This window comes from Polaromonas sp. P4_F6 (genome assembly GCF_056401275.1).
In genome coordinates this window covers 130,544-154,112 of record NZ_JBFUJQ010000009.1, presented here as the reverse complement: position 1 = coordinate 154,112, position 23,569 = coordinate 130,544, and the positions used below count along the sequence as shown (strand labels likewise).

Genomic DNA, 23,569 nt, shown 5'->3' with positions numbered 1-23,569 from the left:
TCCTAACGTACGGAGAGGCGGACTTCGACCCGCATTCCGTCCCGCCGGGTGGATTGCCGGCTGTCGGCGATGCCGCTGCTGCTGCCGGCGCTCGCGTCGTCGGACTCCGCCACGGTGACCCATTCCCCGAGGCGCACGCTCAGCGACGTGCTGGTGGACGATGAGGACAAGGGCGCCAGCGGCGATGAGCCGGTGCGGCTGGCCTGCCCCGCGGCCAGTTCCAGTTCCACGCTGTCGCCGCCGTACCAGAGCGGCCGGGCCGAAAAACCACTGTTGGCATCGATGAACACGGTGGCGGCCTGGCGGCCCTGCACCAGCCGCAGCGGCTGGCTGTTGCCCAGGTTGATGTTGGCGGGGCGGCCGTTGAGCACCAGTACACGCTGCACCAGATCGCGCGAGTCGCTGCGCTGGCTGTCCTGGGCCGTGATGTGGGCATTGGCGCCCGAGCGGCCCGGCTGCAGCACGATACCGCCCTGCGCCCCCAGGGCGCTTTGGGAGCGCAGACTGCTGCCGGCTTGCCGCACTTCGATCTGCAGGTTGCGCATGGGCAGTGCCTCGGGGCCGGCCGGCTGCGCCATCAGGCTGCCTGGTGCCAGCATCAAGGTCATCAGGGACAGCGCGCAAATGGCATTGCGGAATTTCGTCATGGCGGGCTCCGGGGTGGCAAAGATGAACAGCGGGAAAGAGGGAAAGGGCGGCCTCACGGGGAGATAAAGTACCCGCTTGCGTCAAGGCAAGCTAACATCGTACTGAAGTCAGCCGGGCAATTGCCGTTTCACGCCATAGAGGCCATGAGCGCCACGCCCAAACCTGTGTTCCCCATGAGCCCGAAAACAAAAGTCATCGCCTGGATTTTTGGCATTGTTGCCGCGTATGCCACCAGCGTCGGCATCGGTGCCTATCGCATCGTTTCCTCGGAAATGTTTCCGCCGGCCAAAAAAGGCGTGGCGGCGTATCTGGTTGCCACGAACTCAAGTGAAGCCAATAAGCCTGTCTACTTTAAGTGGTGGTCTTCCTGGTATTTCAAAAATAGCGCCTCGGACGGGCTGGCCCAGTTTTTACTTTGCACTTCCTCGGCAAATTGCCACTCCGTCATCGCCTATATGGATTTGGGCAAATGGCAAATCAATGTTGACGGCAATATGATCAATACCGACAAGTGGCTGATTCTGCCCGACGGCAAAATAGTGAATGCCGAGAAATCGTCTCAGAAATGAAGACCTGGGCGATCTCCAGCCGTACAACCGCCTGACTTTTGCAAGCGCTTGCCGGCATGCATCTAGACTAAATGCCCCAGCGGCAGCGCGCTGCTGGCCTTGACCTCCCCCAGGGAAAAACTGGTGTGCAGGTCCTTCACATTGGGCAGGTTGATCAGGTTTTGCAGCGCGAACTTGCTGAAGGCCTCCAGGTCCTGTGCCACCACCTGCAGTTCAAACGTGCCGGTGCCGCTGATGTAGTGGCAGGAGACGATTTCCGGCAGCTTTTTGATGGCTTCCTCCAGCTGGCGCGTGGCGTCGCCGCTGTTGCGGTCGGCGTCCAGCCGCACAAAAGCCAGCACGCCCAGCCCTATCTTGTGGCGATTGATCTCGGCCCGGTAGCCGGTGATGAAGCCGCTTTCTTCCAGCGCCCGCACGCGCCGCCAGCAGGGCGCGGCCGACAGGCCCACGCGCGAAGCCAGTTCGGTGTTGGTCAGCCGCGCGTCGCGCTGCAACTCATTCAGGATGGCGATGTCAAACTTGTCTAATGTTTCCATATTTGCCATTTTGCAGCAAGATTCTTTCTGAAAGTGGGCTAAATAGGGCAAACAAAGCAAAGACATATCAGGGCCGGCGGCATACACTTTGCATGCATATAGAGGGCCCGCCCTAAGCGGGCGGTGGCCCTTTTGCAGCTGCCCACAAGGCGGTATCAAAAACAGTCCTGGAGACCCACGAACATGAACGCGCCCCTACCTGAACACATCCGCAAGGCTCTCGAAACCGTTTCGCTCGACGACAAATACAGCCTTGATCATGGCCGCGCCTTTATGAGCGGTGTCCAGGCGCTGGTCCGCCTGCCCATGCTGCAGCGCACGCGCGATGCCATGGCGGGCCTGAACACGGCGGGTTTTGTCAGCGGCTACCGCGGCTCGCCGCTGGGCGGCTACGACCAGGCGCTGTGGGCCGCCAAAAAGCACCTGGCCGCGCAGAACATCGTGTTCCAGCCCGGCGTCAACGAGGAGCTGGGCGCCACCGCTGTCTGGGGCACCCAGCAACTGGACCTGTACCCGCAAAGCAAAAAATTCGACGGCGTATTCGGCATCTGGTACGGCAAAGGCCCGGGCGTGGACCGTTGCTCGGACGTCTTCAAGCACGCCAACATGGCGGGCACCGCGAAACACGGCGGCGTGATCGCGATTGCCGGCGACGACCATGTCTCCAAGAGTTCCACCGCCGCCCACCAGAGCGATCACATCTTCAAGGCCTGCGGCCTGCCGGTGTTCTTCCCGTCCAATGTGCAGGACATCCTGGACATGGGACTGCATGCCTTTGCCATGAGCCGTTTTTCGGGGGTCTGGTCGGGCATGAAAACCATCCAGGAAGTGGTGGAGTCGTCGAGCTCCATCCTGGTCGACCCGGACCGCGTGAAGATCATCCTGCCCGAAGACTTCGAAATGCCGCCCGGCGGCCTGCACATCCGCTGGCCGGACGCGCCGCTGGAGCAGGAAGCCCGGCTAATGGACTACAAATGGTATGCGGCGCTCGCGTACATCCGCGCCAACAAGCTCAATTACAACGTCATCGCCGGCCCCAAGGACCGTTTCGGCCTGATCGCCAGCGGCAAGGCCTTCAACGACACGCGCCAGGCGCTGGCCGACCTCGGGCTGGATGAGCCCACCTGCCACCAGCTGGGCATACGCCTGCACAAGGTCAACGTGGTCTGGCCGCTGGAGGCCACCATCACGCGCGACTTCGCCGAAGGCCTGCAGGAAATCCTGGTGGTCGAGGAAAAACGCCAGGTCATCGAATACCAGCTCAAGGAAGAGCTTTACAACTGGCGCGCCGACGTGCGGCCCAATGTGCTGGGCAAGTTCGACGAACCCGAAGGCGACCAGTCGGGCGGTGAATGGGGCCGCTCCAACCCGAGCGACAACTGGCTGCTGCGTGCCAAGGCCGACCTGACGCCGGCCATCATCGCCAAGGCGATCGCCAAGCGCCTGAAAAAGCTGGGCGTGCCGGCTGATGTGGTCTCGCGCATGGACGAGCGCCTGGCCGTGATCGAGGCGCGCGAGCGCGCGCTGGCCGAAGCCAAGGCCGACACCGGCGAGCGCGCGCCCTGGTTTTGCAGCGGCTGCCCGCACAACACCAGCACGCGCGTGCCCGAGGGCTCGCGCGCCGTCGCCGGCATAGGCTGCCACTACATGGCGACCTGGATGGACCGCTCCACCTCCACCTTCACCCAGATGGGCGGCGAAGGCGTGACCTGGGTGGGCCAGGCGGCCTTCACGACCGACCAGCACATTTTTGCCAACCTCGGCGACGGCACCTACTTCCACAGCGGGCTGCTGGCGATACGCCAGGCCATCGCCTCGGGCGTGAACATCACCTACAAGATCCTCTACAACGACGCGGTCGCCATGACGGGCGGCCAGCAGGTCGGCGAGCGGCCCGAGGGCCACTCGGTGCTGCAGATCATGCAAAGCCTGCGCGCCGAAGGCGTGGCCAAGCTGGTGATCGTGACGGACGAGCCGCAGAAATACGACGGCGCGCCGCTGCTGGAGGGCGTGACGGTGCACCACCGCGACGAACTGGACCGCATCCAGCGCGAGTTCCGCGAGATCAAGGGCACGACCGCCATCATTTACGACCAGACCTGCGCGACGGAAAAGCGCCGGCGCCGCAAACGCGGCACTCTGGTGGATCCGGAAAAGCGCGTGGTGATCAACGAGCTGGTCTGCGAGGGCTGCGGCGACTGCTCGGTGCAGTCCAACTGCCTCTCGGTCGAGCCGCTGGAAACCGAGTTCGGCCGCAAGCGCCGCATCAACCAGAACACCTGCAACAAGGACTATTCCTGCGTGAAGGGCTTCTGCCCCAGCTTCATCACCGTCGAGGGCGGGCAGCTGAAGAAACCGAAGAAAGAAAAGAAGGGCGGCGTCTCCAGCCTGCCGCCGGTTCCCGAGCCGGTGTTGCCCGTGGCGGAAAACGCCTGGGGCATTGTCGTGGGCGGCGTGGGCGGCACCGGCGTCATCACCATAGGCCAGCTGCTGGGCATGGCGGCCCACATGGAAGGCAAGGGCGTGGTCACGCAGGATGCGGGCGGCCTGGCGCAAAAAGGCGGCGCCACCTGGAGCCATATCCAGATCGCCAACCGCCCCGAGGCGATCTACACCACCAAGGTGGACACCGCCAAGGCCGACCTGGTCATAGGCTGCGACCCGATCGTGGCCGCCAGCAAATACACCCTCACCGTCATGCAGCCGGGCCGCACCTACGTGGCCATGAATTCGCACGGCACGCCGACGGCGGCCTTTGTGAAGAACCCGGGCTGGCAGTTCCCCGGCGGCAATTGCGAAAGCGCCGTGACCTCCGCAGTGGGTGCTGACTTGCTGGGCAGCTTCGATGCCGAGGAGGTGGCGGTGCAACTGGTGGGCGACTCGATTTACACCAACCCGCTGATGTTGGGCTTTGCCTGGCAAAAGGGGCGTGTGCCACTGTCGCATGCCGCGCTGATGCGGGCCATCGAGCTCAACGGCGTGCAGGTCGACAACAACAAGGCGGCTTTTGAATGGGGCCGTCGCTGCGCGCACGACCTGGCCTCGGTGCGGGCGCTGTTCAAGGCGGCGCAGGTCATCGAATTCGTGAAAAAGCCGGCCCTGGCCGAAATGCTGGCCAAGCGGGTGGACTTTTTGACGGCCTATCAGAACGCTGCCTACGCCCAGGCCTACCAGTCCTTTGTTGAACAAGTGCGTGGCGCCGAGGCGGTGCTGGGCAAAACGGCGCTGACCGAAGCCGTGGCGCGCTACCTGTTCAAGCTGATGGCCTACAAGGACGAGTACGAGGTGGCGCGCCTGCATACCGACACGGCCTTCCTGGGCAAGGTCAACGCCATGTTCGAAGGCGACTTCAAGCTGCATTACCACCTGGCGCCGCCCCTGATCGCCGCCAAAAACGACAAGGGCGAGCTGCAGAAGCAGCAGTTCGGCCCCTGGATGCTGGGGGCGTTCAAGCTGCTGGCCCGCCTGAAGGGCCTGCGCGGCACGCCGCTGGATGTGTTCGGCCGCACCGAAGAGCGGCGCACCGAACGGGCCCTGATCGAGGAATACAAGGCCAGCCTTTCGGAAGTGCTGGCGGGGCTGACGGCGGAAAACCATGCCACGGCACTGGAAATCGCCCGGATTCCCGAAATGATCAAGGGTTATGGCCATGTCAAGGCGCGCCACCTGGCCGCCGCGCGGCCGCAGTGGGCCGCCTTGATGCAAGCCTTTCGTAACCCCGGATCTACCGTCCAGCGGAAAGCGGCCTGAGCCCGCCCGGGCCTTTCCTTCCCCGTGAGGGTCGCCGCGGCCGTGCCCGCAGCGGCCCTTTGCGCGTAAAGCCGGCTTGAAAAGCCCCTGGCGCGCGCCAGTTACCCCTTGGGGCGCTTGCCCCGCCGCATACAATCGTGGACTCCGTACGCCGTCCGTGCCGGACGGCGCGCGCGCCAGTGTGTTTTTATTATGTTGTGGAGTTAGCCGTGTTCATTTCTTCCGCCTTTGCCCAAACCGCTCCCGCTGCAGCCGCCGGTGGTGACATGATGTCTTCGCTGACGGGCATGCTGCCCCTGGTGCTGATGTTTGTGGTGCTGTATTTCGTCATGATCCGCCCGCAGATGAAGAAGCAGAAAGAGCACCGCGCCATGATCGACGCGCTGGCCAAGGGCGATGAGGTCGCGACGGCCGGCGGCCTGCTCGGCAAGGTGACCAAGCTGGGCGACGCCTACCTGACCCTGGAACTGGCCCCCGGCGTTGAAGTGCAGCTGCAGCGCAGCGCCATCATCCAGGTCCTGCCCAAGGGCGCGATCAGCACGGCCAAGTAAGTCTTCAAGGCCCCGTGAAGCTTCACGGGGCTTTTCGGTATATCGGGGCTGCTGCGGCTTGATGCGGGCGCCCCTTTTGTTCATTTGTCCACCAGGAACAGCCCTCCCATGAATCGTTATCCGGCCTGGAAGTACGCCATCATCGTGGTCGCGCTGCTGATCGCGGCTTTGTACACGCTGCCCAATTTCTTCGGCGAAGCGCCGGCGGTGCAGGTGTCCAGCAGCAAATCCACCATCAAGGTCGACAGCACGACGCTGGCCAAGGTCGAGCAGGCTTTGAAGGACACCGGCATCGCGGCCGACGCCATCACGCTCGAGGGCAGCTCGATCAAGGCGCGTTTCGGCGACACCGACACGCAGCTCAAGGCCAAGGATGCCATCCAGAAAGCCCTGGCGCCCGACGCGAACGATCCGGCCTATGTGGTCGCGCTCAACCTGCTGTCGCGCTCGCCCGCCTGGCTGACCTCGCTGCACGCTTTTCCGATGTACCTGGGGCTGGACCTGCGCGGCGGCGTCCACTTCATGCTGCAGGTGGACATGCAGGCGGCGCTGACCAAGCGGACCGAGTCCCTGGCCGGCGATATGCGCCTGTCCCTGCGCGAAAAGAACATCCGCCATGGCGGTATCAGCCGCAACGGGCAAACCATTGAAGTCAGGTTGCGCGATTCCGCCACCCTGGCCTCTACCAAGGCGCTGATCCAGGACCAGTTCGCCGACCTGCAGAGCGTCGATGCGCCGGACGGCACGGAGTACAAGCTGACGGCGTCCATCAAGCCTGAAGCCGCGCGCCGCATCCAGGACCAGGCGCTCAAGCAGAACATCGTGACCCTGCACAACCGCATCAACGAGCTGGGCGTTGCCGAGCCGGTGATCCAGCAGCAGGGCATAGACCGCATCGTGGTGCAACTGCCCGGCGTGCAGGACACGGCCAAGGCCAAGGACATCCTGGGCCGCACCGCCACGCTGGAAATGCGCCTGGTGGACGACAGCGCCGAAGCCCGGGCCGCCGCCAGCAACACCGGCGCGGTTCCTTTCGGCGATGAGCGCTTCTTCGAGCGCAACGGCCAGGCGGTCATCGTCAAGAAGCAGGTGATCCTGACCGGCGAGAGCCTGACGGACGCGCAGCCCGGTTTTGATTCGCAGAACCAGCAGCCCAAGGTGGACCTCACGGTTGACGCCAAGGGCGGGCGCATCATGCGCGACACCAGCCGCGAGAACCTCAAAAAGCGCATGGCCATTGTGCTGTTCGAAAAAGGCAAAGGCGAGGTGCTGACCGCGCCCGTCATCCAGGGCGAACTCGGCAACCGCTTCCAGATTTCCGGCTCCATGAGCGTGACCGAGGCTAATGACCTGGCGCTGCTGCTGCGCGCCGGCTCGCTGGCCGCGCCCATGGAAATCATCGAGGAGCGCACCATAGGCCCGACCCTGGGTGCCGACAACATCTCCAAGGGCTTTCACAGTGTGTCCTGGGGCTTTGTCGTGATCGTCGCCTTTATGGCGGCCTATTACATGCTGTTCGGCCTGTTCTCAGGCCTGGCCCTGGCCGTCAACCTGCTGCTGCTGGTGGCGGTGCTGTCCATGCTGCAGGCGACCCTGACATTGCCCGGCATGGCGGCCATGGCGCTGGCGCTGGGCATGGCCATCGACTCCAACGTGCTGATCAACGAACGCGTGCGTGAGGAGCTGCGCAACGGGTCGTCTCCGCAGGCGGCCATCCACGCGGGCTACGAGCGGGCCTGGGCCACCATCCTGGACTCCAACATCTCGACGCTGATCGCCGGCCTGGCATTGCTGGCCTTCGGCTCCGGCCCGGTGCGCGGCTTTGCGGTGGTGCACTGCATCGGCATCCTGACCAGCATGTTCTCGGCGGTGTTTTTCTCGCGCGGCCTCGTCAACCTCTGGTACGGCCGCCAGAAAAAGCTCAAGTCGGTCTCCATCGGCACCGTGTGGCGGCCCGCCGCCTCCGGCGCGGTGGCGACCAAGTAATCCCGGCCTTCTTCTCGTTTCCCCGAGTTTCCCCAAGGACCCCAGATGGAATTCTTCAAAATCCGGCGCGACATCCCGTTCATGCGGCATGCCCTGATTTTTAATGTCATCAGTTTTGCCACCTTCGCGCTGGCCGTCTTCTTCCTGATCACGCGCGGCCTGCACCTGTCGGTGGAGTTCACCGGCGGCACCTTGATGGAGGTGAACTACACACAGGCCGCCGACGTCGGAAAAATTCGCGACACCGTGGCCGGCCTGGGATTCGCCGACGTGCAGGTGCAGAACTTCGGCACCTCGCGCGACGTGATGATCCGCTTGCCCGCCCAGAAGGGGGTGAGCACCGCCCAGCAAAGCGACAAGGTGCTGGCGGCCCTGAAGGCGGCCAGCCCCGAGGTGACCCTGCGCCGCACGGAGTTTGTCGGGCCGCAGGTCGGCGAGGAACTGGCCCACGACGGGCTCAAGGCGCTGGCCATGGTGGTGTTCGGCATCATGGTCTACCTGGCCTTCCGTTTTGAATGGAAGTACGCAGTGGCGGCCATCATCGCCAACCTGCACGACGTCGTCATCATCCTGGGCTTCTTCGCGTTTTTCCAGTGGGAGTTTTCGCTGGCCGTGCTGGCCGCCGTGCTGGCGGTGCTGGGCTATTCCGTCAATGAGTCGGTGGTGATCTTCGACCGGATCCGCGAGAACTTCCGCCGCTACCGCAAGATGAACACCGTAGAGATCATCGACAACGCGATCACTTCCACCATCAGCCGCACCATCATCACCCACGGCTCGACCCAGATCATGGTGCTGTCCATGTTGCTGTTCGGCGGCCCGACCCTGTTTTACTTCGCCCTGGCGCTGACCATAGGCATCCTGTTCGGTATTTACTCCTCGGTTTTTGTGGCCGCCGCGATCGCGATGTGGCTGGGCATCAAGCGGGAAGACCTGGTCAAGGGGCCGGCCAAAAAAGGCGAGGATCCGAATGACCCCAATGCAGGGGCTACGGTGTAAGCTATAGGCTAATCACCCAGGGCGGTCGTGCCAAGCAACAAAAATAACAGTCTTCTGGTCGAGCAGGCTCGCGCGCTGTTTACGGAGCGTGCCGCACGGATATTGCCCGCGCTGGCCAAAACCATTCAAGACAAGCTGTCCGCGCTGGTCGACCAGCCGGGCAGCGCCCGCGACATGCAGGAAAGGCGCGATGGTTGGATAGCCTTCCAGAAAAGCGGCGATGCCTGGGTTCGCGGCACGACCGCCGCCTGGGCCAACGCGCAGGCCATCCCTGCTGCCAACTCGCCGGCCCGCTTCCTGGACAGCGGGAAATTCGAATTGATGGACAACGACGTGATGGAGGACAAGATCCTCGCCTCACGCCTGGCCTTGCGCCTGCTCGATTTCACGAGCTGGGAGCTCAACGACCTTCGCCTGCGCATCCAGAGCCTGGAGGGGGTTACCGAACTCCACAAGCAGGACATCCTGCGCCCCGAAGTGCTCGCCCAGCACCTAATGGAGCAATGGGGCAAGGCCGGCCTGCCGCGCGAGGTCTGGCTTGCGGTCCAGACCGGCATCCAGAAGGAGATGGGCGAGCATCTGCTCGAAATCTACCATGCCACCAACGAATTCCTGGTGCAGCAGGGCGTGATGGCTGAGATCGACCTGAGGCCGCTGGTCAAGCGCACGCCCTCGGCCGTCGGCTCCGGTGCCCCCGCCAAAACAGCGCCCGATGCGCAAAAGGGGAGGGCTCCGCAGGGCGAGGGCAGTCCGGCCGGCTCCGGCATGGGGGGTGCCTATGGTGGTGCTGGCGGCGGCAAGGCCTCTGCCTCTTATGGCGAGTCCACAGGTGGCGCGGGCCCGTCCTTATCCGGCGGCCGAGGCCCGGCTTCCATGGGTGGCGGCCATGGCGGCGTTGCCCGGGGAGGCGGCTCCGGCGCGGCTTCGTCCAGGGCCGCAGGTGCTTCGGGGGGCGGCGCGGCTTATGGTGGCGCAGGCGGTGGTCCGCGCGGCGGGCCGGGTGGCGGTCGCTTTACGGGCGGCGCGGCCGGTTCCGGCGGTGTGGGCGGCCCGGGTTTTCAGGGCGGCTTCGGCAGCGCCGGCAATGGCGCCGCAAGCACCGGCCAGCCTCATTCGGCAAAAGGCCCGGAAGCCACCACGGGTCCCGGCCAGGGGGTGTACGACGAAACCCGCCTGCAGACTGCGACCACGCCCCTGGCCCGGGCGCGCATGCGCGCCCAGGGCGTGATGGGGCAACTCAAGCGCCTGCTGTCAAACCAGGCGGCGGGCTTCGACGATACGCGGCCCAGCCAGGCCTCGCCGCAGCTGGCGCAGGCCATGGCCCATGTGGAGCGCGTACAGGAAACCGGCGGGGAACGCACGTTGCTGGTGGATGCGCCGGGACAGGTCTACGGCCAGGCGCAGGTGGACCACGCCGTCGGCGTCCTGCGCGAACGCACCACCAAGCTCAAGGAGGCCGCGTCCACGTCCTCCGAGAAAGCGACGATTGAAATCGTGGCCCTGATGTTCCAGAGCATTCTCGCGGAAGACCGGATTCCCGCGGTGATCCGCGTCTGGTTCGCGCGCCTGCAGATGCCGGTGCTGCGCGTGGCGATTTCCGAACCTGAATTTTTCGAGTCCCTGCAGCATCCCGCGCGCCGGTTGATAGACCGCATGGGTTCCTGCGTGCTCGGCTTCGACGTCACGGTGGCGGGCGGCGTGCTGGAAGCCGAGATCAAGCGCGTTGTGCAGGTGATCGAGCAATACCCCGAAACCGGTCGCCGGGTGTTCCAGCTCGTCTACGATGAATTCGACAAATTCCTGTCCCGGTTTCTTTCGGAGCACGGCAATGCCGCCCGCGTGGTGAGCGTGGCCCAGCAGGTCGAGCAAAAAGAGACCATGACCATCCAGTACACCATTGAGATGCGCAACATGCTCAATGACATGTCGGTGCGCGAGGAAATCCGCGAATTCCTGTTCAAGGTGTGGGCCGAGGTGCTGGCGATCGCCGCCATGAAGAACGGCCCGCAGCATGAAGAGACACTTACGCTCAAGCGGGCCGCCGCCGACCTGGTGTGGGCGGCCAGCGCCAAGCCCAACCGCAATGACCGCGCGCGCGTCATCGCCGACCTGCCCAAGCTGTTGCAGCTGCTGCGCCTGGGAATGTCCATGCTGGGCTTGAGTGTCGCCGATCAGGACGGGCACCTGAAAATCATCAGCGATACGCTGGCCGACGCCTTCATGTCCAAGACCGAGGCCATTCCCGTGGAGAAGGTGGAGGCCATGGCCAAGCGCTTGACCAACCTCGAGGATTACCTGTCCGATGAGGATGTCGGGGACCTGCCCCTGGATACCGACAGCCTGGTGACCATGATAGGCATAGACGCCACCGACATCGAGGTGATCGCCGACGGCGGCAGCCACCCCACCGAGGCCATGCGCGCCTGGGCCAAGGAGTTGCAGCTGGGTTCCTGGTTCAGCCTGGACCACAACGGCAAGGTCAGCCATGTGCAGTTTGCCTGGTGCAGCGGCCGCAAGCAGTTGCACCTGTTCGCCTCCGCCGACGGCCGCAATTTCCTGATCCAGGCGCGCCGCCTCGCCGCCTACCTGCAGGCGGGTTTGCTGGTGCCGACGGAAGAAGAAGCGCTGACGGTGCGCGCCACGCGCGATGCGCTGGCCAAGCTGGACGCCAATCCCGAGCGCCTGCTGGGCTAGGCCTTTAATTTCCGCATGAGGGAGCGGCCCCTGGCGCTCAGTGGGCCAGGCGGAACACCGTGTCGTCACACAGTTCGTCGAGTACCAGCGCGTCGGGCTCTTCGCCAAAGCTCCAGTACACCATGAGGACGATGATTTTGAGGTCGTCCAGCGTCACCGGGTCGCCGGGGGCCGCCATGGCACGGTCTATGACGATCTCGCGCATGTGCGGCGGCAGCACGCCGGAGGATTCGAGAAAGCTCACAAAACCCAGGCTTTGCGCGCCCAGGTGCACCTGCTCGGCGACGGAGTACACACGCAGGCTGGCGGCCGATTGCTGCTGGATGGCGGGAGCGCTTGCGGGGGATTCACCGCTTGCCTGCGGGGCTTTGGCCGGCAGGCTGATCTGCGTGCCCTGTGCCGCGACATTCAGGCCGTCGAGCCAGACAAGGGCTGCCTGGATTTCCTCGGCATCGAATCCCGCCGCGGTGAGTTTGCGGCTCAGTCGGTGGAGTTCGGGGCAAGCGTCACCTTGCCAGTAATTCTCGTAGACGTACACCAGTACTTCAAACATGCACCCAATATAACGCAGATGCCACCGGCCGTGTCAAACCTCAGGGCGGGGTTCGCGGCGCGCAGAAAATCCGCAGGCCCCGCGGACCTTAACCCGCAGCCAGGCGCTGGAACAGCCCGCCCGGCAAGCGCACCACCTGCCCGCACAGCTCAAGCTCCAGCAGGCCGGCCTGCAGCCGCGGGGTGTCCAGCCCGGTGCGCGCCTGCAAGGCGTCCAGGCTCACCGGGTCAAAACCCAGGGCCGCGACCAGCGGGTCGGCGGCGTGCGGCTGCGCCGCCGCGCCATCGCCGCCGGGCGCACGGAGCGCGGTGGAAAGATTCAGCTCTTCCAGGACGTCCTGCGCCACTTCCACCAGCTTGGCGCCCTGCTTGATCAGCGCGTGGCAGCCGCGCGACTGGGGCGAGTGGATGGAGCCGGGAATCGCAAAGACTTCCTTGCCCTGCTCGGCCGCCAGCCGCGCCGTGATCAGCGAGCCCGATTGCAGCGCCGCCTCCACGACCAGGGTGCCGCGGGACAGGCCCGAAATGATGCGGTTGCGCCGCGGGAAATTGGCCGCCAGCGGCGGCGTGCCGAGGGGAAATTCGCTGACGATCATGCCCTGCTGCGCGATCCGGTGCGCCAGCGCGAGGTGTTTTTTGGGATAGACCCTGTCCAGGCCGGTGCCCACCACCGCAATCGTCTCGCCGCCGCCCAGCAGGGCGCCGTCGTGCGCTGCGCCGTCAATACCCAGGGCCAGCCCCGACACCACACAAAGCCCTGCGGAACCAAAAGCCTTGGCGAATTGCCGGGCGTTGGCTTCACCCTGCGGCGTCGGGTTTCGGCTGCCCACGATGGCGATATGGGGCGCCGCCGGCGCTTGCCCGGCCAGCGTGCCCAACATGTAGAGCATCAGGGGCGGGTCCTCGATGTCGAGCAAGGCCACCGGGTAGGCGCTGTCGCCCAGTGTGGCGACCTGCCTGTCATCGCCGGCCCGCAGCCATTCGAGGGTGAGCTGCAACTGGGCCGCCAGCGCCGGCGGCTCCTCCAGGATGGCCTTGGCCAGCTTTTCAGTGCCGAGTTGCCTGAGGGCGGCCGAGCTCTGGCCAAAGACGGCTTGCGCCGAACCAAAAGCGGCCAGCAGCTTGCGCGCGGTGTCGTTTCCTACACCGGGGCAAAGCGTCAGCCGTATCCAGGCCTGAAGCTCTTGGGTATCCACGTCGGTCTGGACGGGCGGGGAAGCCGCTGCCGGTGGGCCGCGCCGCGGGCAGCGCCCTTATTTCGGGTTGGTGAAGCGGTCGCCGACTTTGACGCCGTCGGTGATTTGCAGGATCAGCGCGTAGGAGAGCTTGTCGAAGGTGCGGAACACCATCATCAGGCCGTTGCGCTCATTGGGCAGCTTGATTTGCGGCCGCGCGCTGTCGGTCTTGTCGGCCAGCCGCTCGCCGTCCTTGAGGATGGCCATGACATGGCCGCGCTCCAGGCCGTCCGCGGCGCCCCGGTTGATCACCACGACCTGGTTTTCCGCCGCGTTCGCCACGGCGCTGCCGTAAATCGACACGATCTGGCCCGTGACCGGGGTGGCGGGTGCGTGGGGAACGTAGCTGATCAGCTCGCGAGGCGGGTCGGGAAGCAGGCGGTCTCCAACCCGCATTTCTTCCTTGGTGGCAACGATGTCAATCGTGGCGGGCACAATTTCCGTTTGCGGCTTGCCGTCCTTGCCCGGCACCTGCGTGACGGATTCGCCGCGCATCAATTCGGCCTTGCCGATGTACTGCGCCTCGTAACCCAGGATTTGCTGGGTGGTCGGGTCTTTCAGGGGGGTGGCATTGCGGTAGACGCGGTAGTCCAGCGGCTGGTCTTTGGCATCGCTCAGGGGGGTGCCGGTGGCCACGCCGCCCACGTATTCGCCGCGCGCATAGGCGCGGTCGCCGCGGCTGAGCAGCACGCGGCCTTCCTGGGCGGCGACGATGCGGGGAGCCCTGGAGAAAGTCGCGTCGTCCACCAGGACCGCTTCCGAGAGGAAGGGCTCTATGGCGTTGGGCGACAGCGTGGGAATGGAGCTGTCGGCCAGGGACTCATAGCGGGTGCGGGGCGACACGCGCACCGTGTCGGTCGGCGGGCCGTCGCTGGAGGCCTGGCGCGTGCGCAGGGTGGCGCGGCCGCCGGTTTTGTCCAGGTACAGGTGCTGGCCCGGGTAGATGCGGTGCGGGTTGCGGATGTCCTGCAGGTTCATGCCCCACAGTTCCGGCCAGCGCCACGGGCTTTTGAGGAACATGCCGGAAATGGCCCACAGCGTGTCGCCGCGCTTGACCGTGTATTCGTCCGGCGCATTGGGCGCAAGCTCACTGAGAGGGACCCCGGCCTGGGCCACCTGGGCGGCTGTTGCTTTTTGGCCCGGTGTGATGGGGAAATTCTGGGCATGCAGGCCGCCGGCAATGCCCAGAAGGGCGGTGGCGGCTATTGAAATTTGACTGAAACGACCAAAAATTGTTTGCATCTTTGTAGGCCTTCGGCGCTTTTAGGGGATTGGCACGGCGCGATCCGCAGCGGAATCAGGCGGAAATGGCCGTGTCATATCTTGATAAATTACTAACGATTTTGTACCTAAGCCCTTGATTAAGCAACGAATACGCGATTCTGGGAACATCAGGATGCCGAAAAACCAAGAAAAGTGGCGAAAATAGCGACATCTCCCCCTCGGGCCTTCATTTCCCCTTGCTTTCCCCCATGAGCCAGCTGACCATTCTTCGTTACCCCGACCCCCGCCTGCACACGGTGGCCAAACCCGTGGCCGCCGTTGATGCACGCCTGCGCAAGCTGGCAGACGACATGTTTGAAACCATGTACGAGGCCTCCGGCATAGGCCTGGCCGCCACCCAGGTCAATGTGCACGAGCGCCTGATCGTGATCGACGTGAGCGAAGAGCGCAACCAGCCCATGGTGCTGATCAATCCCGAAATCCTCTGGGCCAGCGAGGAAAAGCGTGTCGGTGACGAAGGTTGCCTGTCCGTGCCCGGCATCTATGACGGGGTGGAGCGCTCCACGTCGATCAAAGTCCAGGCCCTGGACCTGGACGGAAAATCCCGGGTGTATGAGGCCGAGGGCATGCTGGCAGTCTGCATCCAGCATGAAATGGACCATCTGCTGGGCAAGGTGTTTGTCGAATACCTGTCCCCCTTGAAGCGCAACCGCATCAAGACCAAGATGATCAAGCAGAAAAAGGACGAGGAGCGCGAGTCCGCCGGCTGAGCGTTCGCGGCCGGCTTGCGCGGCACGCGGGGCTTTGCCGCCGCCACCCCGGGATTTCCCCAGGGGTCTTTAGAATCGGACGCCATGCGCGTCATATTTGCCGGTACCCCTGAGTTCGCCCGCGTGGCCCTCGAAAGATTGCACGCAGCCGGTTTTGAAATCTCCCTGGTCCTGACCCAGCCCGACCGCCCCGCCGGCCGCGGCATGAAACTGCAGGCTTCCCCCGTCAAACAATGGGCGGCAAGCGCCCACATTCCCGTTGCCCAGCCGCGCAGCCTGCGGCTGGACGGCAAATTCCCCGATGACGCGGCTTCAGCCCGCGAGGCCATCCTGGCCGCCAAAGCGGACGTCATGGTGGTTGCCGCCTACGGGCTGATCCTTCCCCAATGGGTACTGGATACTCCCCGGCTAGGCTGCCTGAATATCCATGCCTCCTTGCTGCCGCGCTGGCGCGGCGCCGCGCCCATACACCGCGCCATCGAGGCCGGCGATGCGGAAACCGGCATCACCATCATGCAAATGGATGCCGGGCTGGACACCGGCGATATGCTGCTGGTGGACAAGATGCGCATTGCCGCGGATGACACCACCGCTTCCCTGCACGACAGGCTGGCCGGCCTCGGCGGGCGGCTCATTGTTGAGGCGCTCGAACTGGCGGCCTGCGGCGGCCTCAGTGCCACGCCTCAGCCGGCCGAGGGCGTGAGCTACGCCCACAAGATTGAAAAACACGAGGCTATGACGGACTGGACGCAAAGCGCCACCGTGCTGGAGCGCCGGATCCGCGCCTTCAACCCCTTTCCGGGCGTCACCGGCGTGCTGGCGGGCCAGACCCTCAAGTTCTGGCGCGCCGACATCCTGGCCGGCGCGGCGCGGCCCGCCAATGCCGAGGCCGGCCAGGTGCTGGCAGCCAGCGCGGAAGGTATAGATATCGCCACGGTGGACGGCGTGCTGCGCGTGAGCCGCCTGCAGAAGGCCGGCGGCAAGGCGCTGGATGCGGCCGATTTTTTGCGCGGTTTCGACATCCGGCCCGGCATGGTGTTCAGCCAGGCGCCGGCAGATCAACAGGAATGAGGATTTTGTGAAGAGATTGTTCAAGCATCCGGATTTCCGGGCGGGCGTCAACGACATGGCGGCGGTCGCGCCCGGCATCGCAGCCTGGGGCCTGATGACGGGTGTGGCCATGGTCAAGTCGGGCATGAGCCTCGTTGAAGTGCTACTGATGGCCATCCTGGTGTTTGCCGGCAGCTCACAGCTGGCCGCTCTTCCGCTCATCGTTGCCGGCGCTCCCATGTGGGTGATTCTGGCCACCTCGTTTTGTGTGAACCTGCGCTTCATGGTCTTCAGCGCCCACTTGCGTCCTTATGTGATGCACCAGAGCCTTTGGAAGCGCATGGGCTTCGGCTACCTGATGGCCGACTTGAATTACGTGCTCTTCACCAGGCGTTTCCCGCACCCCGGCACAGACTCCGCCGTCATTGCGGCACAGGAAGCCTATTGGATAGGGAACTGTGCGACCGGGTGGGTCAGCTGGGTAGGCGCCAGCCTGCTGGGTATCCTGCTGGCCAATTCCATCCCGCTGTCCTGGGGCCTGGGCTTTGCCGGCATCCTGGCCTTGCTGGGCATCATGTGCTCGCTGGCCACCACCCGCCTGCGCGCGGTGTCGGCCGGCATCGCCGGCGCGGCCGCCGTCGCCACCTTCGCCCTGCCGCTCAAACTGAATATCCTGGTGGCCATCGCCGCCGCGGTGGCCGTCTGCCTGCTGCTGGAAAAACCGGTGGCCAAACCAGCAGCGCCCGCCCCCGGTACCGGAGATGCCGCATGAACCAGACCGACCTCTGGACCGTGGCCACCATCCTCGGCATGACGGCCATCACCGTCATCACGCGCAGCTTCTTTTTCCTGTCGGACAAGCCCTGGACCCTGCCGGCCTGGGCTCAGCGCGGCCTGCATTACGCGCCCATCGCCGCGCTGGCGGCGGTCATCATCCCCGAAATGGTGATGAGCCAGGGCCACCTGATCGCCACCTGGAAGGACGCGCGCCTCTTTGCCGTCGCTGCGGGCATGGCCTGGTATTACTGGCGCCACGGCGTGCTGGGCACCATCCTGGCCGGCATGGCGGTTTACCTGCCGCTGCATATTGGCTTGGGTTGGTAGGGCAGGTAAGCAAAAGCAAGGGCGCCCCGCAGCCGGTTTTCGGGAAAAACGCCCGCCTACAATTGCGGCAGCTCAGGCCGGCACCGGCCTGAAACTCCACTTTCCTTACGAGCCTTTCCATGAATTTCATCCGTTTTTCCGACCTGTGCGCCAGCGGCAAAGTTGCCGGCAAGCGCGTGTTCATCCGTGCCGACCTCAATGTGCCGCAGGACGACGCCGGCAACATCACCGAAGACACGCGTGTGCGCGCCTCCATTCCCTGCATACAGATGGCGCTGGACGCCGGCGCCGCGGTGATGGTGACTTCCCACCTCGGGCGGCCCGTCGAGGGCGAGTTCAAGCCCGCCGATTCGCTGGCGCCCGTGGCCACGCGCCTGGGTGAACTCATGAAACGCGAAGTGCCGGTGGTGTCCAACTGGGTGGACGGTGTGGACCTCCGACCCGGCCAGCTGGTGCTGCTCGAGAACTGCCGCCTCAACAAGGGCGAGAAGAAAAACAGCGAAGAACTCGCGCGCAAGATGGCCGCGCTCTGCGACATCTTTGTGCACGACGCTTTCGGCACCGCGCACCGCGCCGAAGCCTCCACCTACGGCATCGCGCAGTACGCGCCCGTGGCCAGCGCCGGCCCGCTGCTGGCCGCCGAAATGGACGCGATCTCCAAGGCGCTGTCCAGCCCGCGCCGGCCGCTCGTCGCCATCGTGGCCGGCAGCAAGGTATCCACCAAGCTGACCATCCTCAAGTCGCTGGCCGCCAACGTCGATCAGCTCATTGTGGGCGGCGGCATCGCCAACACCTTTATGCTGGCCGCCGGCCTCAAAATCGGCAAAAGCCTGGCCGAAGCCGATTTGCTGGCCGAAGCCAGGGCCGTGATCGAGGCCATGAAGGCGCGCGGCGCCGAAGTGCCCATCCCGACCGACGTGGTCACCGCCAAGAGCTTTGCCGCTGATGCGCCGGCCACCGTCAAAGCCGCCACCGACGTGGCCGATGACGACCTGATCCTCGACATAGGCCCGCAAACCACGGCGAAACTGGCCGCGCAGCTCAAGGCCGCCGGCACCATTGTCTGGAACGGCCCGGTCGGTGTGTTCGAGTTCGACGCCTTCGCCAAGGGCACCGAAGGCATTGCGCGCGCCATCGCCGAAAGCAGCGCGTTCTCCATCGCTGGCGGCGGCGACACGCTGGCCGCGATCGCCAAGTACGGCATCGAAAAGCAGGTGGGCTACATCTCCACCGGCGGCGGCGCTTTCCTCGAAGTGCTGGAAGGCAAGACCTTGCCCGCCTTCGAGATTTTGGAAAAACGCGCCGCGGGCTGAGCGTCTTCCTTTCCTGCCGCGCCGGCCCCGGGATGACCCCGGGCACCGAATTGGTAACGCCTCCGTAACTATTTCCGTGTGAAAATCGGAAACTAAATTACATGGAGACATTCACTATGCCGCGTCGCGCCACCAAGATCGTTGCCACCCTCGGACCCGCCTCCAGCGACCCCGCACTGCTGGAGAAAATGATCCGCGCCGGCGTCAACGTGGTGCGCCTCAATTTCAGCCACGGCACCGCCCAGGACCATGTGGACCGGGCCCAGCTGGTGCGCGAAGCCGCCCAGCGCGCCGGCCGCGAAGTCGCCATCATGGCCGACCTGCAGGGCCCCAAGATACGCGTCGGCAAGTTCGCCGAAGGCAAGGTCCAGCTCGAGCCCGGCGAGAAATTCGTCCTCGATGCCTCGCGCACCGAACCCGGCGACCTCAAGGGCGTGGGCCTGGACTACAAGGAACTGCCGCGCGACGTCAAAGCCGGCGACGTGTTGCTGCTCAACGACGGCCTGATCGTGCTTACCGTCGACATGGTGCGCGGCGAGGAAGTCCACACCACCGTCAAGCTGGGCGGCGAGCTGTCCAACAACAAGGGCATCAACAAGCAGGGCGGCGGCCTGACCGCCCCGGCGCTGACCGCCAAGGACATGGAAGACATCAAGACGGCCATGAGTTTCCAGGCCGACTATGTGGCCGTGAGCTTTCCCAAGAACGCCACCGACATGGAAATGGCGCGCCAGCTGTGCAACGTGGCCGCCGCGCCCTACAAACACAAGCCCGGCCTGATCGCCAAGATCGAGCGCGCCGAAGCGATCCCCAAACTCGAGGAAATCCTGCAGGTCAGCGACGGCATCATGGTGGCCCGCGGCGACCTGGCCGTGGAAGTCGGCAACGCCGCCGTGCCGGCCCTGCAAAAACGCATGATCAAGATGGCGCGCGCCGGCGACAAGGTCGTCATCACCGCCACGCAGATGATGGAGTCCATGATTGTCAACCCGGTGCCCACGCGCGCCGAGGTCAGCGACGTTGCCAACGCGGTGCTGGACGGCACCGACGCGGTGATGCTCAGCGCGGAGACCGCCGCCGGCAAATACCCGCTGGAGACCGTCGAGGAGATGGCCAAGATTTGCGAGGAAGCCGAGAAGGCCGAGTACAAGGAACTGGAAGGCGATTTTTCCGGCAAAACCTTCAGCCGCATCGACCAGTCCATCGCCATGGGCGCGCTGTTCACCGCCCACCACCTGGGCGCCAAGGCCATCGTCGCGCTGACCGACAGCGGCTCCACCCCCTTGTGGATGAGCCGCCACGACATCCGCGTGCCGATCTACGCGCTCACGCCGCGCCTGGCGACGCAGCGCAAGATGGCGCTGTACCGCAACGTGCGTCCCCTGCTGATGGACACCAGCGCCGATCGCGACACCGCGCTCGAGCAGGCCGAAGGCCACCTGCTGCGCCGCAACATCGTGCAAAGCGGCGATGTGTATGCCATCACCTGCGGCGAGCCCATGGGCGCGCCCGGTGGCACCAACATGCTGAAGATCTGCAGAGTAGCCTGAAAACATGGCCCCCACGGTCGCTCACTTCGTGTAGCTCCCTGCCCCCCGAGGGGGCCGCCCGCCTGTGGCCCGGCAAAGCCGGTTCCACGGCTCATGCTGGGTTGAAGAGTTCAGAGCGCTTGGACGGGGGGGGGTTTATACATCCAGTGTTGCAAGCATGGGCACCTGGGCCCGGGCCGGCGACGGTTTTTGCGAAAGCATCTGGGTGACGATGTTGTCCACCAGTGCCGCCGAGGCCCAGCACAGCCAGGCGGTCCAGAGCGTGTGGCTCATGTAATGGGCGCCGCGCACCTGCTGTGCCAGGCCCAGCACCAAACCCGCCAGCAGGGCGCCGGCCAGCCAGCGCCGCGCCGTCCGCGGCCGGGTGTGGCGGAACGCAAAAAAGCCGCCGATGAACGCAAAGCCCGCCGAGGCATGGCCGGCCGGAAAGCAGCCGCCGCTGCCGCCGTCGCGCAGGCCCCAGGCCCAGTGCGACACATAGGCCACCGTGCCGCCGAATTCGCGCAACTCCCAGGGGCAGCTCGTGAGGCTGTGCAGCTTGAGGGTGGATACCACCAGCAGCGAGATCAAGGTGGTCAGCGCCAGCTGGACGCGGCGCTCCACGGCCAGCCGCCGCAGGGCGCCGAAAGGCCGCGCCACGGCTGCCAGCAGCGCCAGCTCGACCGCCCAGGGCAGCCAGCGTATGTCGTCATGCAGCGTGCCGCGCCAGAACCAGTGGTCTTCATAGGCAAAGCCGGTGGCGGAGCCGAACCCGTGCGCCATCCACAGGTCCAGGCCTGAATGGTCCCAGGCCAGCAGCAGCGCGAGGCCGAGCAGGGTTGCCAGGAACACACGGGATAAAGCGGGTGTGTCATCGTGAAAGCGGGAGGCGGGCATGGGTGTGGCGCGCAAGCAGGTGGGCAGAGGGATGCCGCAAGGTAGTTCGGGCGTCTTAACTCACCCTTAAGGCCCTGCGGGCGGACCGTGAAAACCCCCACCGCATCCCGCAGCGCCGACAATGGCCCCATGCGAATCCTGGTGGTCGAAGACGATGCCGGCATCGCCCTGGGCCTGCGGACCAATCTGCAGCAGCGGGGCTATGCGGTCGATGTCTGCGCCAGCCTGGCCTCGGCGTGGTCGGCCCTGTCCAGCGAGCCCTTTGACCTGGTGCTGCTGGACCTGGGACTGGCCGACGGCGACGGTGGCGACCTGCTGCTGCGGCTGCGCCATACCCGCGCGGGCGCGCCCGGGGCTTTGCCCGACCCGCTGACGCCGGTACTCATCATGACCGCGCGCGACCAGGTCGCCGACCGCATCTCGGGCCTGAACCTGGGCGCCGACGACTACCTGGTCAAACCGTTTGACCTCGATGAGCTCGAGGCGCGCATGCGCGCCTTGCTGCGGCGCGCGGCGGGCCGGGCCCATCCGCTGCTGGTTCATGGCGATCTGGTGATAGACCCGGCGGCCCGCACGGTGCTGCGCGCGGGCGAGGCAGTGGAGCTGGCGCCGCGCGAATTCGCCTTGCTGCTCCTGTTGCTGGAATCGCGCGGCCGGGTGTTGTCGCGCCAGCAGCTCGAGGCGCGCCTCTACAACTGGCAGGATGCCGTCGGCAGCAATGCGGTCGAAGTCCACGTTCACCACCTGCGGCGCAAGCTGGGCGAGGGCCTGATCCAGACCCTGCGTGGTGTCGGCTACTTCATACCGCGGGAGGACGGCGCGTGAAGCCAGGAGTGCGTGCGCAGGCCTCGCTCACGCGCCGCCTGCTGCTGTGGGTGCTGGCGGCGCTGCTGCTGGTGTGGGCCGGCTTCGTGGCGGTGGGTTACCGCACCGGCATCCATGAGGCGGGCGAGCTGACCGACGGGCACCTGGCCGGCACAGCGGCCCTGATGCTCAACCTGGACCTGCCGCCCTTCGTCGATGCGGCGAGGGAAACCGTCCGCCCCGCCATTCCCACGCTCAAGAGCCATGACTACCAGCCTTCCCTCAGCGTGCTGGTGCGCGGCGCTGACGGCCGGCTGCTGGCCCGCTCGGGCGACGCGCCTGTGCCGCCTTTCAGTGAACGCTCCGGTTTCGCCGACCTCGAACTGGGCACGCCGCCGGCCACCTGGCGCAGCTTTTCACAATGGGACGGCCCGCACGCGCGGCAGGTCACCGTGTTGGTGCGCGCCGACGAGCGCGACGAGATGGCCGCCGACGTCGCCGGGCAACTGGCGGAGCCGGGCCTGTGGCTGTTGCCTGTGGTGGCGCTCGCGCTGGGCGCGGCCATCTGGCGCGGCTTGCGCCCCCTGCAGGCGCTGTCACGCGATGTGGCCGAGCTTGAAGTGGACAAGGCCGAGCGCCTGGAGGCCCGCCATCCCTACCGCGAGTTCAACTCGGTTGTGCGCTCCATCAACACGCTGGTGGGCCAGCAGCAGGCCTCGCTGGAGCGCGAACGGCAGCTGGCCAGCGAGGTGGCCCATGAATTGCGCACCCCGCTGTCTTCCATCGCGTTGCAGGCGGCCTCGCTGCGCGGCGAGCTTTCGCCCGCTGCGCGCGAGCAGGCGCTGGCGCAGATAGGCGCCGACGCGATGCGCGCCGGGCACGTCATCGCCCAGCTGCTCGCGCTGGCGCGGGCCAGCCGCGCGGACCTGCAGCAGCAGATGCAGCGCCTGGACCTGGGGACCCTGGCCGGCGGGGTGGTGGCCGGCTATGCGCAGGCTTCCTGGGAAAGCGGGCATACGCTCAGCGTGCAGGGCGAGGAAGGGCTTGAGGTGCTGGCCCATCCGCTGCTGCTGGAACTGGCCCTGCGCAACCTCGTCGACAACGCCCTGCAGCATACAGCCCGGGGCACTTTCGTCTGTGTCCAGTGGGGCCACGACGCCGACGCGGCGTGGCTGCAGGTCTGCGATGACGGCCGGGCCCGTCCCGGCGCCGTGGCACCTTCCGCCGAAAGGCTGGGCCTGGGCCACAAAATCGTCGGCCGCGTAATGGACGTGCACGGCGGCCGGTTTACGCAGCCAGCCGCGCCCGCGCCTTTTACACGCTGTTACCGCATGGTTCTGCCGCTAACTCCCTAAATA

At 65.5% G+C, this 23,569-nt stretch carries 20 protein-coding genes; 14 read left to right on the top strand and 6 right to left on the bottom strand.

Annotation, left to right across the window (positions count from 1 at the left end):
* Nucleotides 1–2 precede the first annotated feature (2 nt).
* The gene (locus AC1DUN_RS19685; RefSeq protein WP_477715440.1) at nucleotides 3–647 is read right to left on the bottom strand and encodes a hypothetical protein; all 645 of its coding nucleotides are present in this window, start codon (nucleotides 645–647) and stop codon (nucleotides 3–5) included.
* Nucleotides 648–791: 144 nt separating this feature from the next.
* Here AC1DUN_RS19685 and AC1DUN_RS19680 point away from each other — a divergent pair, with 144 nt between their 5' ends.
* The gene (locus tag AC1DUN_RS19680) at nucleotides 792–1,217 is read left to right on the top strand and encodes a hypothetical protein (RefSeq protein ID WP_477715439.1); all 426 of its coding nucleotides are present in this window, start codon (nucleotides 792–794) and stop codon (nucleotides 1,215–1,217) included.
* Between the two features lie 62 nt (nucleotides 1,218–1,279).
* Here the strand turns inward: AC1DUN_RS19680 and AC1DUN_RS19675 are convergent, their stop codons facing one another.
* Nucleotides 1,280–1,753 (bottom strand): Lrp/AsnC family transcriptional regulator, encoded by a 474-nt coding sequence (locus AC1DUN_RS19675; RefSeq protein ID WP_477715438.1) that lies wholly within the window; start codon nucleotides 1,751–1,753, stop codon nucleotides 1,280–1,282.
* Nucleotides 1,754–1,936: 183 nt separating this feature from the next.
* On the opposite strand from AC1DUN_RS19675, the gene AC1DUN_RS19670 reads away from it, so the two are divergent.
* The 5 genes from AC1DUN_RS19670 to AC1DUN_RS19650 all read left to right on the top strand — a co-directional run bounded on the left by AC1DUN_RS19670 (nucleotide 1,937) and on the right by AC1DUN_RS19650 (nucleotide 11,733).
* A complete protein-coding gene (locus AC1DUN_RS19670; protein ID WP_477715437.1) occupies nucleotides 1,937–5,503 on the top strand; it encodes an indolepyruvate ferredoxin oxidoreductase family protein in 3,567 nt (1,188 codons plus the stop codon).
* Between the two features lie 209 nt (nucleotides 5,504–5,712).
* Complete coding sequence (gene yajC, locus AC1DUN_RS19665; RefSeq protein ID WP_036839126.1) at nucleotides 5,713–6,054, top strand: preprotein translocase subunit YajC; 342 nt, start codon at nucleotides 5,713–5,715, stop codon at nucleotides 6,052–6,054.
* A gap of 108 nt (nucleotides 6,055–6,162) precedes the next feature.
* Nucleotides 6,163–8,040, top strand: coding sequence for a protein translocase subunit SecD (gene secD / locus AC1DUN_RS19660; RefSeq protein WP_477715436.1), 1,878 nt, complete (start codon nucleotides 6,163–6,165; stop codon nucleotides 8,038–8,040).
* Between the two features lie 45 nt (nucleotides 8,041–8,085).
* Nucleotides 8,086–9,039 carry a protein translocase subunit SecF gene (gene secF / locus AC1DUN_RS19655; RefSeq protein ID WP_477715435.1) on the top strand — a complete coding sequence of 318 codons (954 nt, stop codon included), beginning with the start codon at nucleotides 8,086–8,088 and terminating at the stop codon, nucleotides 9,037–9,039.
* Nucleotides 9,040–9,066: 27 nt separating this feature from the next.
* Nucleotides 9,067–11,733 (top strand): DUF1631 family protein, encoded by a 2,667-nt coding sequence (locus AC1DUN_RS19650; protein WP_477715434.1) that lies wholly within the window; start codon nucleotides 9,067–9,069, stop codon nucleotides 11,731–11,733.
* Nucleotides 11,734–11,770: 37 nt separating this feature from the next.
* Here AC1DUN_RS19650 and AC1DUN_RS19645 read toward each other — a convergent pair whose 3' ends face one another.
* The 3 genes from AC1DUN_RS19645 to AC1DUN_RS19635 form a co-directional block, all read right to left on the bottom strand.
* Nucleotides 11,771–12,286, bottom strand: a complete 516-nt coding sequence (locus AC1DUN_RS19645) for a Smg family protein (protein ID WP_477715433.1) — start codon at nucleotides 12,284–12,286, stop codon at nucleotides 11,771–11,773.
* A gap of 88 nt (nucleotides 12,287–12,374) precedes the next feature.
* A complete protein-coding gene (gene dprA / locus AC1DUN_RS19640) occupies nucleotides 12,375–13,481 on the bottom strand; it encodes a DNA-processing protein DprA (protein WP_477715432.1) in 1,107 nt (368 codons plus the stop codon).
* A 57-nt stretch (nucleotides 13,482–13,538) separates the two neighbouring features.
* Nucleotides 13,539–14,762 (bottom strand): LysM peptidoglycan-binding domain-containing protein, encoded by a 1,224-nt coding sequence (locus AC1DUN_RS19635; protein ID WP_477715431.1) that lies wholly within the window; start codon nucleotides 14,760–14,762, stop codon nucleotides 13,539–13,541.
* A 230-nt stretch (nucleotides 14,763–14,992) separates the two neighbouring features.
* Between AC1DUN_RS19635 and def the strand changes: the two genes are divergently transcribed.
* The 6 genes from def (at nucleotide 14,993) to pyk (ending at nucleotide 20,531) form a co-directional block, all read left to right on the top strand.
* Nucleotides 14,993–15,514 carry a peptide deformylase gene (gene def, locus AC1DUN_RS19630; protein WP_477715430.1) on the top strand — a complete coding sequence of 174 codons (522 nt, stop codon included), beginning with the start codon at nucleotides 14,993–14,995 and terminating at the stop codon, nucleotides 15,512–15,514.
* Between the two features lie 84 nt (nucleotides 15,515–15,598).
* Nucleotides 15,599–16,585, top strand: a complete 987-nt coding sequence (gene fmt, locus AC1DUN_RS19625; RefSeq protein WP_477715429.1) for a methionyl-tRNA formyltransferase — start codon at nucleotides 15,599–15,601, stop codon at nucleotides 16,583–16,585.
* A gap of 55 nt (nucleotides 16,586–16,640) precedes the next feature.
* Nucleotides 16,641–17,336, top strand: coding sequence for an AzlC family ABC transporter permease (locus tag AC1DUN_RS19620; RefSeq protein ID WP_477715486.1), 696 nt, complete (start codon nucleotides 16,641–16,643; stop codon nucleotides 17,334–17,336).
* Nucleotides 17,333–17,668: an AzlD domain-containing protein gene (locus tag AC1DUN_RS19615; RefSeq protein ID WP_477715428.1), complete on the top strand. Its 336-nt coding sequence runs from the start codon at nucleotides 17,333–17,335 to the stop codon at nucleotides 17,666–17,668. Before AC1DUN_RS19620 ends, AC1DUN_RS19615 begins: the two co-directional genes overlap by 4 nt.
* Nucleotides 17,669–17,787: 119 nt before the next feature.
* On the top strand, nucleotides 17,788–18,981 hold the full coding sequence (locus AC1DUN_RS19610; protein WP_477715427.1) for a phosphoglycerate kinase: 1,194 nt from the start codon (nucleotides 17,788–17,790) through the stop codon (nucleotides 18,979–18,981).
* A gap of 116 nt (nucleotides 18,982–19,097) precedes the next feature.
* Nucleotides 19,098–20,531 carry a pyruvate kinase gene (pyk, locus tag AC1DUN_RS19605; protein ID WP_413326612.1) on the top strand — a complete coding sequence of 478 codons (1,434 nt, stop codon included), beginning with the start codon at nucleotides 19,098–19,100 and terminating at the stop codon, nucleotides 20,529–20,531.
* A 135-nt stretch (nucleotides 20,532–20,666) separates the two neighbouring features.
* Here the strand turns inward: pyk and AC1DUN_RS19600 are convergent, their stop codons facing one another.
* Entirely contained in the window at nucleotides 20,667–21,407 is a 741-nt protein-coding gene (locus AC1DUN_RS19600) for a phosphatase PAP2 family protein (RefSeq protein WP_477715426.1), read from the bottom strand.
* Between the two features lie 129 nt (nucleotides 21,408–21,536).
* Between AC1DUN_RS19600 and AC1DUN_RS19595 the strand changes: the two genes are divergently transcribed.
* Together AC1DUN_RS19595 and AC1DUN_RS19590 are read left to right on the top strand one after the other, a co-directional pair.
* Nucleotides 21,537–22,232: a response regulator gene (locus tag AC1DUN_RS19595; protein ID WP_477715425.1), complete on the top strand. Its 696-nt coding sequence runs from the start codon at nucleotides 21,537–21,539 to the stop codon at nucleotides 22,230–22,232.
* A complete protein-coding gene (locus AC1DUN_RS19590; RefSeq protein WP_477715424.1) occupies nucleotides 22,229–23,566 on the top strand; it encodes a histidine kinase dimerization/phospho-acceptor domain-containing protein in 1,338 nt (445 codons plus the stop codon). Before AC1DUN_RS19595 ends, AC1DUN_RS19590 begins: the two co-directional genes overlap by 4 nt.
* Nucleotides 23,567–23,569: the final 3 nt, after the last annotated feature.